The following is a 16210-nucleotide window of genomic DNA, read 5'->3' as shown; positions in this document are numbered from 1 at the left end:
GATGGTCGGACTTGGGAAGAGACGTCGGCCACTGGGCGACGTCCAGGGTCATCGAAGTCTCCGGGACAACTGTTCGGCCACGCAGATCGGTTTGTCCGAGCCTTCGCGCTCGATGACGTAGCGCACGGTCAGCTGACCGCCACCGGCGACCTCGTCCACGCGGACGACCTCCGCCGTGGCACGAACCCGTGAGTCGCGCGGGCACGGGGCAGGGAATCGCACCCGGTCGAGACCGTAATTGATTGTGGTCGGGCACTCGTCGATCGCGATCAGCTCCGCGCTGAAGGCGCCGATCAGGGAGAGCGTGAGGAACCCATGGGCGATCGTGGATTCGAAGCCCGCCTGGGCGGCACGGTCCGGGTCCACATGCACCCAGTTGTAGTCGCCGGTGTCCTCGGCGAAGCGATCGATGAGTGGCTGGTCGATCGTGACCCAGTCGGTCGGTCCCACGACCTCGCCGATCGCGCTGCCGAGCTCGGCGAGAGTAGCGAAAGTGCGCTGCGCCATTAGCCGTCCTTTCGACGGATGAAGGATCCCTGACCGGTGGAGCCGCGGTTCACACCGACGAACCCGGCGGCTCCCGCATCCAGACCGAGCACGTCCATGAAGGCCGGTCCTGGTCCTGAGATGTCCTCCTCGAACGCGTGCAGCGCCTCGGCGTTGGGGTCGGCGGCAACAACGGGCCGGCCTTGCGAGAGCAGGCGTCTCGCCGGCGCGAGACCTATCCCGCTCCCGGCTCCGGTGACGATCGCGACGTCCTGGTGCGTCATGAGATCACCTCAGGGAGCTTGAACTTCTGGATCTTGCCGGTGACGGTCTTGGGAAGATCATTGGCGTCGATCACCACGACCTTCTTCGGCACCTTGAATCTCGCCAGGGACCTCTTGCACGCCGCGATGATGTCCTCGGCGACGATCGTGTGGCCGGGGGAAGGGACGACGTAGGCCCAGCCGACCTCGCCCCAGCGCTCGTCAGGGACTCCGACGACGTAGCACTGAGCCACACCTTCGATCCGTCCGATGAACGTTTCCACCTCCACGGGGAGCACGAGCTCGCCACCGCTCTTGTAGACGTCTCTGCTCCGTCCGGTCAGCCGGAAGTAGCCATGGTCGTCGACGTAGCCGAGATCTCCTGAACGAAGCCAGCCGTCGTCGGCGATCGGCACCACGGATGCGCCGTCCCAGAAACCGATCGCCACCACGGGACCCCGCCATGTCAGCTCGCCTGGTCGATTCGGCCCGAGCACTTCTCCAGTCGCCTGGTCGACGACCCTGAACTCGCAGACACCGCCGGCGGCGCTCTGGATCCCGGCCGGCCCCCCGAACTTCATACGGCCGACGACGGCACTCAGCTGATTCATGGGGTCCTCCGGCAGCGTGACCGTGTTGGCTCCGCACACCTCGGTCATCCCGTAGCCCGTGACGATCTCGCTCAGGCCCAGCCGATCGGCCGCCGCCCCCCACACCCACTCGGGCGACGGCGCAGCCGCGGAAAACATCGCTTGGAGCGAACCGAGGTCGTAGGCCGAGATATGCGGGTCATCGAGGATCGCTATCGTCATCGTCGGCACGCAGAGGATGTCGTTCGCGCGATACCGTTCGACGCTTCGCAGGTGGTCGGCGGCGGAGAACCGGAGTCGCGGTATGATCGCGCCGCCGACCCACGTGGCGGCGAGCAGGCCCTCCGCGTAGCCGAACACGTGATACAGCGGCAGCGAGAACAGGATCCGCCACCCGTCGTCAAAGGCGCGCGACAGGGCCGAGGCGAAGGAGCTGCGCAGCAGGCTGTCGTGGCTGAGGACGACGGCCTTCGGCACGCCTGTGGTGCCGGAGGTGTAGAGGATGTCCGACGGTCCGAACGGGTCGACGGGAGCCGGCTCACGCATCGGTCCGCTCACCGCGAGCTCCTCGAGAAGCATCACGTGCTCGACGAGGTCCTCTCCGCATGGCAGGACGACGACCTCCGTCAGCTCCGTCAGCACCGTGCGTGCCCCGTCGCGCCACCCTGGCTCGATGACCTCGAGCGTCTCCAGGTAGTCGATGCCGTCGTGGCTCGACATCGTGATCAGTACTGAGCACCCCGAATGCTTCAGCACGTAGGCCAGTTCCTCCGACCGCAGCTGGAAGTTGAAGCCGACGGAAACGGCGCCGAGACGCGACAACGCGTACTTGAGGACCGGCAACTCCGGGTAGTTGGCCATGAGGAGCCCGACCCGGTCGCCGGGCCGAACCCCAAGTCGGCGCAAGCCTTCGGCGTAGCGGCGCGACAGGGTGGCTACGTCGTCATAAGTGAGCTGAGCGTCGTCCGTGACGATGTAGGGCCGCCCGCCGTGCACCGACACCATGAGGTCGAGGTGCTCATGGAGGGCTCGAGGAATCCACCCCGGGAACCGCGACTCGATCGCTGCGCGTCGGGCCGTGATCCCCGGGTGGGACTGGGGCAGGGCGTTCATGTAATTTAATTTAGCGTAGAATAAAGGAATCCTCAAGAGATCCGCTGGTCGAAGAGCTCCTGCAGTCGGCCGGCGGGCATCTTCAGGAAGAGGCCCGTGGCAGTGGCCAGAGGGGTGCCGGGGTCGGCGGAACGCGCGATCCACGCGCGGGTCCACACCTTCCGGCCGGCCCGCTTCACGACCTCCGCACCCACGATCAGACGCTCCCCCAGCGGCACGACACGGTGGTAGGCGACCTCCATCGTCAGCGTGACTCCGGCCTCGCCCACGAGACCATTGGCACGTGACATCATCTGGTCGAGAACCAGCGCGGTGAATCCGCCGTGCGCGTGTCCGGGGATGCCCTCGTGAAACCGGCTGAACTCGAGCCATCCGAGCTCGGCGCCGACCGTCGTCGCGTAGAGATGCACCGGAGGTGCCACCGGGTTGGCCTGCCCCACGGCGGGATTGAACATGCGAACCCCGACCTCGGGATCATCGATGCCGTGTTCGGCGCGATCTCCCCGCGACTCCCGTCCTAGAAGTGCGGCAACGTCGCGGAGCATCCGGGCAGCCTGCTCGAGCTCGCCTGGAGGCAACTCGCTGGAGACCACGGCGTCGAGTAGGTGGCGCGCCGCGACGCCGAGCTCGACCGCCGCCTCCCGGGCCGGAGTCGACAGCGGGGCGTCCTCCACCAAGTCGCGAGTAACCCCCGGGAGAAAGTCGACGGCGAAGCGCCGGGTGGCGCGCACCGGCGCGTCCTCGCGAGCAGACATATGCCCCCCTTGATTGAACTTAGATTAAAATAGTCTACGCTTTACTCATGACTTCGACTCAGACCCCATCCGCACCTACGGCACTCATCCTCGGAGCGTCGGGAGCCATCGGCTCCGCCATCGCCCGTGTGCTCGCTGAAGACGGCTGGGACCTGGTCCTCACCCACCGACGCGATTCGGAGGCCTTCTCAGGTCTCGTCGCCGCATTGTCGGCGACCTCGGCGAGTGTTCGGACGGTCAAGGCAGATCTCACCGACCAAGCCGTCGGTGAGGTCCTGGCGGAGGCGGTCGGCCCGTCTCCGCTCCAGGGCGTGGTCTACGCGTCCGGCCCCACCATACGCATGACTCACATCTCGAAGATCTCGCCGGCCGAGGTCCGTGGGCAGTTCGAAGCCGACACCCTCGGGTTCTACACGGCGATCCACGCGCTCATCCCGGCGCTCCGGAAAGGCCGGGGTGCGCTCGTCTCCATCACGTCGGCCGCCATCAACCGCTACGCCAAGAAGGACATGCTGTCCGTCGCGCCGAAGGCCGCGGTAGAGGCCATGACCCGCGGCATCGCCGCCGAGGAGGGCCGGTTCGGTGTGCGCGCCAACTCGATCGGCGTCGGCGTGATCGACAGCGGCCTGTGGCACGACCTCATGGCCCAGGGCGCGTACACAGAGGAGTACCTCAACGCCGCTCGACGCGCGATCGCCTTGCCGCGATTCGGGACGGCCGAGGACATCGCCCAGGCGACTAGATTCCTGCTTTCCCCCGAGGCCGGCTGGATCAGCGGTCAACTGCTGAACGTCGATGGAGGCTATGCACTGTGAGCGCACCCGGGGAACAGAGAAAGCGGAGGACGACGTCCTATTCCCGGGCCGGGGCCGACTCCTCCCGCAAGCACGTCGACAGCGACGGAACCAAGGGGCAGCAAACGCGTGAGCGTCTGCTCAAAGCAACGGCAGTGATCCTGACCGAGAAGGGCTACTCCGGCACACGTCTCGGCGACATCGCCAAGAGAGCAGAGCTTCAGGCGCCGGCGATCTACTACTACTACGACTCGCGTGAGGCGCTCATCGAGGAGGTCGTGCGACGCGGGCAGCAGTCGGCGCAGGAGCACGTCGAGAACGCCCTGGCCCAGCTACCCGAGGGCACGCCGTTGCTTGAGCGGATCCGGTGCGCCGTCGAGGAGCACCTGCGCGTCGTCCTGGATCTGTCCGAATTCACCACGGCGGCGATCCGGAACATGGGCCAGCTGCCCGAGGGCATGCGCCAGCAGATCCGCTCGGACCACAAGAACTACGGCGCGCTGTGGCAGAGGCTCTTCGAGGAAGCGCAAGCCAACGGCGAGATTCGCGCCGACGTCGACGTCACCGCCGCTCGCCTGCTGATCATCGGCGCCCTCAACTGGTCGCCGGAGTGGTGGACTCCGCGCGTGTGCGACATCGACGATGTGGTCGCCGCCGCACTCGCCCTGACTTCAGGGCTCGTCACTGATCAGTAGTCGCACCGGGCGCGTCGTTGCCCACAAGCCCCATCACCTCAGAGGTGGGGAGGCACTGCCGTCGCCTCCCCACCGAGCGCCCCCCGAGAGCTTCGGTCAGCCGGTCCCCGCGCGTGTCGTCGCAGCCTGGTCGATGCGGTAGTCCTCGAGATCGACGGACCTCGTCAACTTCCAGTAGTCCATGACACGCCACGGCGAGTTCGTGACGACGCGCCCTTTGGAGTTGCGGTACCAGCTGTTGAGCCCGTCGACGTTCCAGATCATCTTGGCGTGCGCCGCGTCGACCTCGGCGTTGTACGCCTCGTACACGTCGGATCGGACCTCGACCCGGCGTAGACCGAGCTCAGCGGACAACCCGATCAATTGGCCCAGGTAGTGCGCCTGGCACTCCGCGATCGTGATGTAGCTGCCGCCGTGTCCGAGGTTCGAGTTCGGTCCGTAAGTGATGAAGAGGTTTGGGAAGCCCGGAACCGTCATGCCGAGGTATGCCCGGGCGTCCTCCTGGCCCCAGGCTTCACGCAGCGAACCAGCTGGGCCCTCGACGTCGATCTCCACCAGAAAGTTCCTTGCCTGGAAACCCGTCGCGAGGATGACCACGTCGACCGCGCGCTCATCGCCGTCCTGGCCGACGACTCCGGACCTCGTGAACCGATCGACGCCGGACGTCACGAGCTCGACGTTCGGGCGACGAATCGCTTTGAACCACCCGTTGTCGAGCAGCATGCGCTTACCGAACGGCGGATAGTCCGGGAGCGCCTTCTCGACGAGGTCGGGGCGGCCGTCGAGCTCTCGCAGCAGGTAGTCGGTGAAGTAACGACGGTGACCGTCGTTCGTGGAGTTGATGGAAAGCCCAAGGCCGTCCCACATTGGATCGATCTGGAGGGACTCGTGGACCCGGTCGTTGTGGATCCAGGCCAACCGCGCTCGGTACCACTGGTGATAGAAGGGCACATCCCGCATGAGCCATTGGACGCGGGCGTCCATCGCCCGGAAGTAGTCCGCGTTGGGCGCCACCCACTGCTTCGATCGCTGAAAAATCGTCAGCGTGTCGACGTCGTCGACGATAGCCGGCACGATCTGCATGGCGCTCGCGCCGCTACCCACGACCGCCACGCGCTTGCCCGTCAGGTCGACACCCCCGGGCCACCGTGCCGAGTGAAACACCTGCCCGGAGAACCCATCGACGCCGGGGAAGTCCGGCACAGACGGGACATTGAGTTGCCCGACCGCCGAGACCACGAAGCCGAACTCCTCCGATCCTGCTCCCTGACTCGTACGGTAGGACACGGTCCAGGTCCCCCGCTCCTCGGACCACTCGAAGCGGTGCACCTCATGCCCAAACCGGATCAGGTGGCGGATGTCGAGATCCGTTGCGAAATCCTGGAGGTAGTCGAGGACCTCGTCACGCTTGCCGAAGTAAGTCGACCAGTCACGCCGGTAGAAGGAGAAGGAGTAAAGGTAACTCGGAGTGTCGACGCCACAGCCGGGATATCTGTTGTCCAACCAACTTCCGCCAACGTCAGGGTTCCGCTCGAAGACCACGCACTCGATGCCGCGGTCACGGAGTTGGCGGGCCATGAGCATGCCCGAAACCCCGGCTCCGACGATCCCGACGCGAATCGGCGACGCGGAGTCGCGATGCGGAGCACGCGGATCGTCCTCTGCCCGCTCACCGAGCCCGGACTGCTCGCCGATCATTTCGGCGAACTCCATCGGAACCGGCTCACCCATGCATGCCTCGGTCATTCGGTGGAGATGTTCAAGATCCGGGCTCGCCACGGCAATCGGTGCTCCTGCGTCCCACCTGGAAATGATGTCCGCGGCCGCGCTGCGGATCTGTTGCTGCACCTCCTCGGAGAACCCGCCGGAGTCCAGATCGTCCATTCCGGGACTGCGTCGTGGCCGGTAGGGCTCACGGAGCCACTTGTCATCGCCGGTGAGGTGGTGCAACACCATCAGCACCGTCGGGAGATTCGCCACTGTCAGGGCGTCAACGAGACTGCTACGTTCCACGAACCCTCCTATCGTTTCTAATATAGATTAGATTCAGTAAGAGTACACCGTGAACCCGCACACGCACGGACCCGGTCCCTAAGATCCGAACAGTGCAGAGGTCGCGCGGACAGGACCGTCCATTCCGGATGGACTGCCAGCGGCAGCGCGCGATGGGCTGCGGTTTCACAAGCTTCGTGTGCGTTGCCCGTGCTGGTTTTTCACTTCAACCTGGCGGATTAGGGCGTCGACCGGCATAGGACGAGAAATCACGTCAGGCGGCCGTCTCGGCCGACGTTGAGCGCGTCTTCTCGTCCCGAGGTGTCTCGGGAGTCGAGGCCGGTGCGGTCGGGAGCCCGTGCCGTGAGTGCGAAGGATCGCTGGCCAATCAGTAGTGACCGCTTGACGGACACCGCACAGGGAGGTCGGACACCTGTAATCGGCACCTCATGGAAGCTACGGAGCGATGCAGTTCTCAGCGCTCTGATAAGCGGAGATCGGCCGCGCCAGACCCGGGATGATCGGGAACCGTGCGACAAACCCTCCGTCCCGTACGGCAAGTGTTCCGCCATGCAGGGTCGCGATGTCTCTGGCGATCGGCAGGCCGAGCCCGACTCCGCCGCCGTCTCTGGCTCTGGCCTCGTCCAGCCTGGTGAAGCGCTCGAACACCGCCTCCCTGTGCTCGGGCGGGATCCCGGGGCCGTCGTCGAGCACCTCCAGGGTCGCCGCGCCGTCGGTCTCACGCACCCGGACTTCGACGGTCGTCGTGGCGTGCCGTACGGCATTGTCCACGAGGTTGGTGACCAGCCGGGACAGATGTCCGCGCGACCCGTTGATGACCACGTCGGGGCTGATGTCCAGGGTGACGGCGGTGCCCGGGCGCAGGCTCTCCTCGGCGACGACCTGGCCGAGGTCGACCTCTTCGGCCTTGAGCGGCTCGCCCGCGTCGAGCCTGGCCAGCAGCAGGAGGTCGCCGGCCAGCCGCTGGAGCCGGTCGACGTCGGCCAGGGCTTCGGTCGACAGGTCGGTGGGCTCGGCCAGCTCCAGCCGCGCCCGGAGGGTCGCGATCGGGCTGCGCAGTTCGTGTGCGGCGTCGGCGACGAACTGCTTGTGCCGTTCGACGGCGGTCTCCAGCCGGTCGAGGGTGACGTTCACAGTGGTGGCGAGCCCGGCGATCTCGTCGCCGGAGGCGGGTACGGGCACCCGCTGGTGCAGGTCGCGGGCGGTGATGTCGGCGACCTTCGCCCTGATCACGGCCACGGGTGCCAGCGCTCTGCCGACGGAGAACCACGTCATCGCGGCGACCACGGCCAGCAGGAGCGGCAGGCCGAACAGCAGCAGCCCGTTCAGGGTCTGAAGCGCCTGCTCGGCCGCCGCCAGCGACGCGCGGCCGTAAACGGTTACCATGCCGGCCTCGGTGGGCACGATCATGCTCGCGACGGCGAAGTCGCCTTCCACCGCCTTCCACGGGGCATGCTCGGTCGTGTCGGCGATCTGCACGTCGGGGTCGGTGGCCTGTTGGAGCAGCTCGCCGGGCCGCGCATCAACAAGCAGCGTGGAGGCGGCGGAGACAGCCCTTCTGCCCGCTTCGGCGTTGGCGCTGGTCTCCAGGCTGACCTTCAGCGAGACGACGAGGACGGCGGCGGCCAGGCCGAGCGCGGCGGCGACGACGACGGTGGCCGCGACCGTGGCGCGCAGCCGTACGGACGACAAGCGGTGGCCTGAGCCCTTGACGGTCGCGAGGTTCACGCCGAATCCAATCGGTAGCCCGCGCCCCTGACGGTCTTGATCACGTCGAAGCCGATTTTGCGGCGCAGCGCGCTGATGTAGACCTCGATGATGTTGGGGTCGCCGTCGTAGCTGAAGTCCCACGCCTGGGCGAGCAGTTCACTCTTGGAGACCACCTCGCCCGGCCTGCGCGCCAGGCCGTGCAGTACGGCGAACTCCTTGGGGGTGAGGGCGATCTCGACACCGTTCCTGCGGCAGCGCATGCCGGCGGGCTCTACCGTCACGTCTCCCACGGTGATCGATACGGGCCTTTCCTTGCCGCCGCGCCTGACCAGAGCGCGCAGCCTGGCCACCAGGACGACATAGGAGAAGGGTTTGGCGAGGTGGTCGTCGGCGCCGATGTCGAGTGCCTCTGCCTCGTCGTAGACGCCGTCCTTGGCGGTGAGCATCATGATCGGCGTCCAGTTGCCCGCCTCGCGCAGCTTGGCGCAGACGGCGTAGCCGTTCACCCTGGGCAGCATGACGTCTAGGACGATCACGTCGTAGTCGTTCTCGGTGGCCATCCACAGGCCGTCGCGCCCGTCGTAGGCGACGTCGACGGCGAAGCCCTCGCCCGCCAGACCGCCCTTGACCAGGTCGGCCAGCCGCTTCTCGTCCTCTACCAGTAGTACTCGCACGGCGATCAGTTTGCCTGTCGCCGCCTAAAGCCAACCTGAAGATCACTTCGGCTGCGTTCAGGGCCGCTGCAGGGACGGCACTCCAGGCGTTCGCCGCCCTCGGTCCGGAAACCACGCTTCAGGCGCGTTCAGGTTCGCTTCAGGAAGCCCACGGGAAATTGAGCCGGGCTCGCGAGTCCGCACCGCAACGGGCCGCTAGACGAACCCCAGGCGAACGGGCCTACCGCACGGTTGCGCCGCGGGCCTTCCGCGCACTGCCCCACTCATCCCTTGACGACTTACGAGAAGGATCCATGATCCACTTGCAGAGATCGCTCGCAACCATGGTGGCCGGGACGGCCCTGCTGGTCGCCGTAACCGGTTGCGGTTCGACCGGTGAGGCACGGCCATCGGCGGCTCCCCCCGTGGATCCGCAGAACAAGCAGCGCGAGAGCCAGGCCCAGATCGCCGCCTGTATGAAGGGCAAGGGCTTCACTTACCACGCGGTCGTCTCCACGCCGGACCTGCCCGAAGAGCAGAAGAAGGAGATGTCCGGCGACTACGAGGCCATGAAAAAGTACCGGAGCAAGTACGGCTTCGGCTGGGCCGCCTCGATCGTCTACCCGAACGACCAGAGCAGCCGCATGACAATAACGGTAGGAGAGGGCTCGGACCCGAACTCGAAGGTCGTCGCCGGGCTGTCGAAGGAGCAGCGGAAGGCCTACTTCGCCGCGGTGGAAACGTGCATGCTGGAGACGTTCAACAAAGCCACCGGCCGCAAAATGACCTCCATGCAGGAGGCCGCCAAGATCCAATCCGAGATGTTCAAGCAGGCGATCAACCGTGAGGTGAACGGCGACGCCCGCCTGGTGGAACTGGCCGGCGAGTTCGCCGGCTGCCTCAAGGGCAAGGGGTACACGGTCACCTCCCAGCAACCCGACAAGATCGCCAGCAGCACCGAAGGACCGTTCGGGCAGGAACTGAACAAGCTCGGTGAGAAGGCCACGCCCGAGCAGGCGCGCCCCCTCCTCGCGCGTGAGATCAAGGCCGCGCTGGACGACCTGGAGTGTGGCAGGCAGTTCTACGCCGCCTACCGGCCCAAGCTGAACGCTGTCTATGAGCAGGCCGGTCTGACTATGGGCATGGGCATGACCCTGCCCATGCCCGTTGAGGAATAGCCCCGCAAGGCTCCACCGCATCAGCCCCTCACTCCATTTCCATCGAAGCGAGTTCAGCATGCGCAAGCTCAGGCCGGCGGCCGGCGGGCGAGCCGTGGACCCCGGCGGACCCGGCGGACGCGGTGAGGAAGGCGCAGCCCGGACAGGCGGCTTCAAGCGCGGCCTGTCAAGGAACAAGATATTGGCCGGTGTCGTGGCCGCGGTGATGGCGCTCGCCGGCGTCGGCTGGGCGGTGGGCGCGGATCTGCGTTCACCGGCCGACGAGTTGGCCGCGCGCCGCCCGCCGAAACCGTCCCTGGTGACCGCGCCTGTCGTCAAGCGCAAACTCACCAGCACCGTCACCGTCAACGGCACACTCACCTATGGTTCCCCCCTGCCGATCACGCTGGCCGGCGTGGTCGGCGTGACCGGTGCCATGGGCTCGGGGTCCGCCGGTGGCGGCACGCCCCAGCGCGTCACCAGGGCGCCCGCAGTCGGCCCGATTGGTGAGGGTGACGTGCTGATGCAGGTCAACGGGCGGCCGGTGTTCGTCTTTCGCGGGCGGTTGCCGATGTACCGGCCGCTGGTGCCGGGCGCCGAAGGCGACGACGTCCGCCAGTTGCAGCGCGCGTTGCGCCGCAAGGGCATGCGGGTGCCGGTCACGGGGGTCTTCGACAAGGCCACCGTCACCGCGGTGAAACGCTGGTACGCCAAGCGCGGCTACCAGGCCCAGGAACCAGACGTGGAGGCGCGAAAGAACCTGCAGGCCTACGGCGAAGCCGTCCGGAACAAGGAGTCCGAGCTGGCCGAGGCCCGCAAGGCGCTGGATGAGGGCCTCGACGTGCGACCGCTCAAGCTGCGCCACGACAACGCCCGCCGCGACCTGCGCTCGGCCGAGCGGGCGGTGCAGGAGGCGCTGCGGCAGGATGTGACTCCCGAACAGGCCGCCAGGCTGACGAGCCTGCGGCAGGCTGTGCGCACCGCCGAGGAGGCGGTGCTCGCGGCCGAGAAGGAACTCGACGAGGCCAGGGAGCAGAACAACACCCCGCCCCCCACGCCGGAACCGTCACCCTCCGGCATACCCTCCGGCCCCCCGCCACCGCCACCGCCCGCTCCCACCCCGTCCCGCTCGACGGACACCCGCCTGCTGGAAATGAAGCTCGCCAACGCCTGGCAGACCTTGGACGAGGCCCGGAGGGCCGTGGACGGCTACAACGAGCAGGTCCGCGACGAGCAGGACAAGCGGCTGGAAGAGCTGCGCAAGGCCGTGCGCACCGCGAAGGAAGCCGAGGTCACCGCCAAACAGAACCTACGCCGGGCGCAGGAGGTCTCCCCGCTGCGGATGAAGGTCGGCAACAGCGCCGCCGGCCTGGCCGACGCCCGCGACATGCTGGCCGAATTCCGCAAGACCTACGGCGTCAGCGTCCCGGCCGGCGAAATCGTCTTCCTCCCGACGCTACCGGCCCGCATCGACAAGGCCGAGGTCAAGCCCGGCGACACCGTCGAGTCCAAGGTCGCCACCGTGACGAGCTCCGCCTTCGCGATCACCGGGTCGGTGGACGCCAAGGAGGCCAAGCTGCTGCGCCGAAACCAGAAGGCCACCATGGAAACCCTTGACGGCACCCTGCTGCCCGCCAGGCTCACCGCCACCGGGGAGGCCGCCCGCGTCTCCGCGCAGGACAAGAAGAAGGACGAGGGCCAGGGCAGCCCGCCCGACACCGGCTCAGTGCCGATCCTGCTCACTCCCGACACCACCAAGGGGCTCAAGGCGCTGGTCGGCTCGTCGCTGACGGTGCGGATCTCCGTAGGCTCGACTGAAGGGGAGGTGCTGAGCGTGCCGGTCGCCGCCGTCGTCACCTCCGCCGACGGCCGCCCCCGCATCCGGGTGGCGCTGGACGGCGACAAAGCCGACGAGGTCGAAGTGCGCACGGGACTGACCGCCGACGGCAATGTGGAGATCACACCCTTGCGGGCCGGTGCGGTCAAGGAAGGCGACCGGGTCGTGGTGAGCGATGCCTGAGCCCGTCATCGAGCTGACCGGCATCTGCCGGGATTTCCCCGCCGACCCGCCGGTGCGTGCCCTGGACAACGTCACACTGCGTGTCGACCCCGGCGACTACATGGCCATCATCGGCCCGTCCGGGTCCGGCAAGTCCACTCTGCTCAATGTTCTCGGGCTGCTGGACCGGCCGAGCTCGGGCTCGTTCCGGCTTGACGGCATCGAGACCACCACCCTGCGCGACGGTGCGCGAACCCGGCTGCGCGGCGCGCGCATCGGGTTTGTGTTCCAGTCCTTCCACCTGCTCCCCCACCGGACCGTGACGGAGAACGTGATGCTCGCCGAGGTCTACGGGCGGCACCCGCGCCGCGGTCGCCTGGCCCGCGCCAAGCAAGCGCTGGAGCAGGTGGGCATGGGGCACCGTACCGGTTTCCAGCCAGGCCGGCTGTCGGGCGGTGAACGCCAGCGAGTGGCCATCGCCCGTGCCCTGATGGCCCGGCCGTCCCTGTTGCTGTGTGACGAGCCAACGGGCAACCTCGACAGCCGCAACACCGAGGCCGTGCTCGACCTGTTCGACGGACTGCGCTCCCAGGGCCTGACCATCCTGGTGATCACCCACGAGGACGAGGTCAGCGCCCGTGCCAAGCGCCGCGTGCGCATCGGCGACGGCGTCCTGACCGAGCAGGAGTGAGGATGGACATCCGCGATCTGTGGGCCGAGTCCATGGCGGGAATGCTGGCCCGTCCCATCCGATCGGCCCTGACCACCCTGGGCACCGTCCTGGGAATCACCACGCTCGTGGTCACCATGGGCATCGCCGCGACCGCCGGCAACCAGATCGTCGGCCGCTTCGACGAGTTGCTGGCCACAAGCATCACCGTCGAGGTGCCGCAAAGCAGCCGCCAGGCGCTGGTGTCGTGGGAGGCCGTCGCGGAACTGCGGCGACTGCGCGGCGTGCTCTCGGCCACGGCGCTGGCGCAGAGCGACAAGAGCTCCAACCTCGTCGTGACCGCCAACAACCTGCTCGACCCGACCCAGGTGGCCGGGCAGACCCTGGCCGTCGTCGCGGCCACCCCGAATCTGCAGGCCACCACCCACGGCAGACTGCTGGCCGGCCGCTTCTACGACGCGGGCCACATCATCCGCCGCGACCGGGTCGTCGTGCTGGGCGAGCAGGCCGCCGCCATGCTCGGCATCACCCGGCTGGACCACGCGCCGGCGGTGTTCATCAACGACCGCGCCTACACCGTCATCGGCATCATCGGCGGCCTGCAGCGCGAGCAGATCCTCGCCGGCGCGGTCCTGGTACCGCCCACCATCGGCCCCGACTTCGGCCTGAAGAACGTCACCCGCGTCCTGGTCGGCACCCAACTGGGCGCCGCCGAGCTGATCGCCCGCCAAGCCGCTCTCGCCCTCAGCCCGAACCACGCCGGAGAACTCCAGGTGATCGCCCCGCCCGGCCCCAAACGCGCCCGCGACGGCGCCCAGGACGACGTCAACGGCCTGTTCCTCATCCTCGGCCTGGTCTCCCTGATCGTGGGCGCGGTCGGGATCGCCAACGTCACCCTGGTCACGATCATGGAACGCGTCGCCGAGATCGGCCTGCGCCGAGCCCTGGGAGCCACCCGCCGCAACATAGCCGCCCAGTTCCTGCTGGAATCCAGCCTGATCGGCCTCACCGGCGGAGTCATCGGCGCCAGCCTCGGCACCGTCGCCGTCGTCACGGTCGCGGCCGTCCGCCACTGGACCCCGGTGCTGGACATCCGCCTAGCCCTGGCCGCCCCCGCGGCCGGCGCACTGGTCGGTCTCCTGGCCGGCCTGTATCCGGCCTTGCGCGCCGCCCGCATGGAGCCCGTCGACGCCCTACGCTGACCGGCGCTGACCGACCAGGAAGGAGCCTCTCCCCACATCGTGGGAGACCGTGAACCACGCGTGGACGGCCCGGCCCTTCTTCGCCACCAACGACCTTTTTCGCCTGCATGTCACAGGCGGCCGGGCTGTCTTGTCTTGAGTCTTAAGGACGGGTTTCCGCGGAGGCCACAGCAAGAAGAGACCTAGTCCGCCACCCCTTCAAACCAGGCGCGGTGCCACCGATCCACGCCGCCTGGCAGCGCAGCCTGCATGTTCACCCAGGGCGTCCGGCTGACCTGCATGAGTTTCGGATGGCTTGCAGCATTGAGCCGGACGAGGAAGAGTATCTATGGTGACGGAGGAAACCTCGGAGAAAGTCGCTGACCCCCTCGACCTAAAGACGAATCAGCCCCATTCCGCGCGCATCTACGATTACTTGCTCGGCGGCAAGGATAACTTCGAGGCCGACCGCACGGCGGCGGCCGGTATCACGAGTGATTGGCCGAATCTGCCGACGTCGATGCGGGCCAACCGGAACTTCATGCTGCGCGTCGCCCACCGTCTGGCGGCAGAGCATGGCATTCGCCAATTCCTTGACATCGGCACCGGCCTCCCCACTTCCCCTAACCTTCATGACATCGTCCAGAAGGTCGCGCCCGAGTCGCGCATCGTTTATGTCGACAACGACCCCGTCGTCCTGGTGCATGCCCGCGCGCTACTTGTCAGCGACCCGGCGGGACGGACGTCCTATCTGGACGCCGATCTGCGCGACCCCGAAAACATCCTGGCCTCGCCGCAATTGCGGGACACCCTCGATTTGAACAAGCCGGTCGCGCTGACCCTCCTCGCGATCGTGCACTTCATCCTTGACGACGCCGAGGTGCACGACCTCATCGGACGGCTCATGACCCCGCTGGCCCCCGGCAGCGTCCTGGCGCTGTCCACGTGCACGGCCGACAGCGCACCGGAGGAGGTGACCGCCGGAGTCGCCGCCTACAACGCCCACGGTGTCCCTACCAAGGCCCGCACCAAAGCCGAGGTAGTGCCATTCTTCAACGGATTGAAGCTCATCGATCCCGGCGTCGTGCTCGTCAATCACTGGCACCCTGACGAAGCCGCCAGAGTCCCCGATGCGCACGTGCACATGTACGGCGGAGCCGCGGTCAAGCCGTAGGCCGCAGAGGGCGTTGATTTGAGTAGATCGCATCGTACGTACATGCCCCGCTGACGGCGTATCCAGGAGGCGCAGCGCCTCAAGAACGCCTTGGGCGGGGGAATCATGGTTACGTGAGGCTGTGCCGCTCGAACGTTGAGCATGGGTTATGCCCCTGGGTCCCTGCCGGCTTGCGCGGCTAGCCACGCGCGCTCAAAGTCGTCTGCGTCGATTAGTTCTGCCTGGAACTCAGGGTCTGAGGATATCTCTTCAACTCCGGGGACAGGAATCTCGCTCAGTCCCACTGAATCTGTTTCGTAGGTGGCGTCCGCCCACTCGGAGTGTCCGTTTCGGTATACCTGAACTTTGCGGATTTCCCAGCCTTCTTCGTCCAGTTCGCTGAAGATGAGCACAGGCTCGTCGAAGTCGTGCTCCCAAACCACTCTGATGTATCTCATCTAGCACCTCGACTGGTCACAGGCGTGGTGTGCCGGGGTGTCGTGGGGTCCAGTGGCGGCGGGCGGTATCGAGTGACTCGGCGTCGAGGGGTGGAACCGGCAGTGGGGTGACCGCCCGGTCGGCGCGCAGTCCGTCGATAATGCCGGATGGCGTTTCCGAGGTGGCCTCACCCCGAGACGCCGCCAAAGCTGATCTCATTGCCTTCCGCGTCCCGGTAGATCACCTTGGTCACACCACCGTCGTACGGCTCACGCCTGGCAGGCTCGATGCCCCGCCGGGAGATCTTGGCGACTCGCTCGTCCAGGTCGTCGACGAACAACAGCACCAGGGCGTTCCCCGCCCGTTCCGGCTCTTGCACGATGTAGATGTAACGGTGCTCGGCCACCTCCCATACTGCCTCGATATCGTTCGGCAGGAACGAGGGCTGCACCCCGAAGAGCTGCTCGTACCACGGCAACGCCGCAGCGTATTCGGTGACGGGGATGCCGACGAAGAGGTCCTGCGCCATGTCGTCCTCCA

Annotated in this window: 16 protein-coding genes; 7 read left to right on the top strand and 9 right to left on the bottom strand. The window is 67.0% G+C overall.

The features are described 5' to 3' along the window. Positions 1-48: 48 nt before the first annotated feature. The 4 genes from Ssi02_RS34630 to Ssi02_RS34615 are packed head-to-tail and all read right to left on the bottom strand — an operon-like array spanning position 49 to position 3207. On the bottom strand, positions 49-507 hold the full coding sequence (locus Ssi02_RS34630; protein ID WP_204031986.1) for a MaoC family dehydratase: 459 nt from the start codon (positions 505-507) through the stop codon (positions 49-51). Then, positions 507-770 (bottom strand): SDR family NAD(P)-dependent oxidoreductase, encoded by a 264-nt coding sequence (locus tag Ssi02_RS34625; RefSeq protein ID WP_204031983.1) that lies wholly within the window; start codon positions 768-770, stop codon positions 507-509. Before Ssi02_RS34625 ends, Ssi02_RS34630 begins: the two co-directional genes overlap by 1 nt. After that, positions 767-2452 (bottom strand): class I adenylate-forming enzyme family protein, encoded by a 1686-nt coding sequence (locus Ssi02_RS34620; protein WP_204031980.1) that lies wholly within the window; start codon positions 2450-2452, stop codon positions 767-769. The genes Ssi02_RS34625 and Ssi02_RS34620 overlap by 4 nt, the downstream gene beginning before the upstream one ends. Before the next feature lie 32 nt (positions 2453-2484). Further along, positions 2485-3207, bottom strand: a complete 723-nt coding sequence (locus Ssi02_RS34615) for a PaaI family thioesterase (protein WP_204031978.1) — start codon at positions 3205-3207, stop codon at positions 2485-2487. A 47-nt stretch (positions 3208-3254) separates the two neighbouring features. Between Ssi02_RS34615 and Ssi02_RS34610 the strand changes: the two genes are divergently transcribed. After that, positions 3255-4022, top strand: coding sequence for an SDR family NAD(P)-dependent oxidoreductase (locus tag Ssi02_RS34610; protein WP_204031975.1), 768 nt, complete (start codon positions 3255-3257; stop codon positions 4020-4022). Beyond that, complete coding sequence (locus Ssi02_RS34605; RefSeq protein WP_204031974.1) at positions 4019-4696, top strand: TetR/AcrR family transcriptional regulator; 678 nt, start codon at positions 4019-4021, stop codon at positions 4694-4696. The genes Ssi02_RS34610 and Ssi02_RS34605 overlap by 4 nt, the downstream gene beginning before the upstream one ends. Before the next feature lie 96 nt (positions 4697-4792). On the opposite strand, the gene Ssi02_RS34600 is transcribed toward Ssi02_RS34605, so the two are convergent. The 3 genes from Ssi02_RS34600 to Ssi02_RS34590 form a co-directional block, all read right to left on the bottom strand. Beyond that, positions 4793-6709 (bottom strand): flavin-containing monooxygenase, encoded by a 1917-nt coding sequence (locus Ssi02_RS34600; protein WP_204031971.1) that lies wholly within the window; start codon positions 6707-6709, stop codon positions 4793-4795. 435 nt (positions 6710-7144) lie between these two features. Then, the gene (locus Ssi02_RS34595; RefSeq protein WP_239130266.1) at positions 7145-8437 is read right to left on the bottom strand and encodes a sensor histidine kinase; all 1293 of its coding nucleotides are present in this window, start codon (positions 8435-8437) and stop codon (positions 7145-7147) included. Next, positions 8434-9093: a response regulator transcription factor gene (locus tag Ssi02_RS34590; protein ID WP_204031969.1), complete on the bottom strand. Its 660-nt coding sequence runs from the start codon at positions 9091-9093 to the stop codon at positions 8434-8436. Before Ssi02_RS34590 ends, Ssi02_RS34595 begins: the two co-directional genes overlap by 4 nt. Before the next feature lie 323 nt (positions 9094-9416). Between Ssi02_RS34590 and Ssi02_RS34585 the strand changes: the two genes are divergently transcribed. From Ssi02_RS34585 to Ssi02_RS34565, 5 genes are all read left to right on the top strand, one after another. Beyond that, entirely contained in the window at positions 9417-10250 is an 834-nt protein-coding gene (locus Ssi02_RS34585) for a hypothetical protein (RefSeq protein ID WP_204031966.1), read from the top strand. 58 nt (positions 10251-10308) lie between these two features. Further along, the gene (locus tag Ssi02_RS34580; protein WP_239130265.1) at positions 10309-12249 is read left to right on the top strand and encodes a peptidoglycan-binding protein; all 1941 of its coding nucleotides are present in this window, start codon (positions 10309-10311) and stop codon (positions 12247-12249) included. After that, positions 12242-12919, top strand: coding sequence for an ABC transporter ATP-binding protein (locus tag Ssi02_RS34575; protein ID WP_204031964.1), 678 nt, complete (start codon positions 12242-12244; stop codon positions 12917-12919). The genes Ssi02_RS34580 and Ssi02_RS34575 overlap by 8 nt, the downstream gene beginning before the upstream one ends. 2 nt (positions 12920-12921) lie before the next feature. Continuing rightward, positions 12922-14100, top strand: coding sequence for an ABC transporter permease (locus tag Ssi02_RS34570; protein ID WP_204031961.1), 1179 nt, complete (start codon positions 12922-12924; stop codon positions 14098-14100). A gap of 328 nt (positions 14101-14428) precedes the next feature. After that, entirely contained in the window at positions 14429-15253 is an 825-nt protein-coding gene (locus Ssi02_RS34565) for an SAM-dependent methyltransferase (RefSeq protein ID WP_204031959.1), read from the top strand. A 146-nt stretch (positions 15254-15399) separates the two neighbouring features. Here Ssi02_RS34565 and Ssi02_RS34560 read toward each other — a convergent pair whose 3' ends face one another. Both Ssi02_RS34560 and Ssi02_RS34555 read right to left on the bottom strand, forming a co-directional pair. Beyond that, positions 15400-15690, bottom strand: coding sequence for a DUF6881 domain-containing protein (locus Ssi02_RS34560; protein ID WP_204031957.1), 291 nt, complete (start codon positions 15688-15690; stop codon positions 15400-15402). 167 nt (positions 15691-15857) lie between these two features. Beyond that, positions 15858-16199, bottom strand: coding sequence for a VOC family protein (locus Ssi02_RS34555; protein WP_204031954.1), 342 nt, complete (start codon positions 16197-16199; stop codon positions 15858-15860). Positions 16200-16210 lie beyond the last annotated feature (11 nt).

The sequence above is a fragment of the Sinosporangium siamense genome (assembly GCF_016863435.1).
Lineage (GTDB): Bacteria > Actinomycetota > Actinomycetes > Streptosporangiales > Streptosporangiaceae > Sinosporangium > Sinosporangium siamense.
The sequence above is the reverse complement of the archived record's forward strand: the minus strand, read 5'-3'. Positions and strand labels throughout refer to the sequence as shown.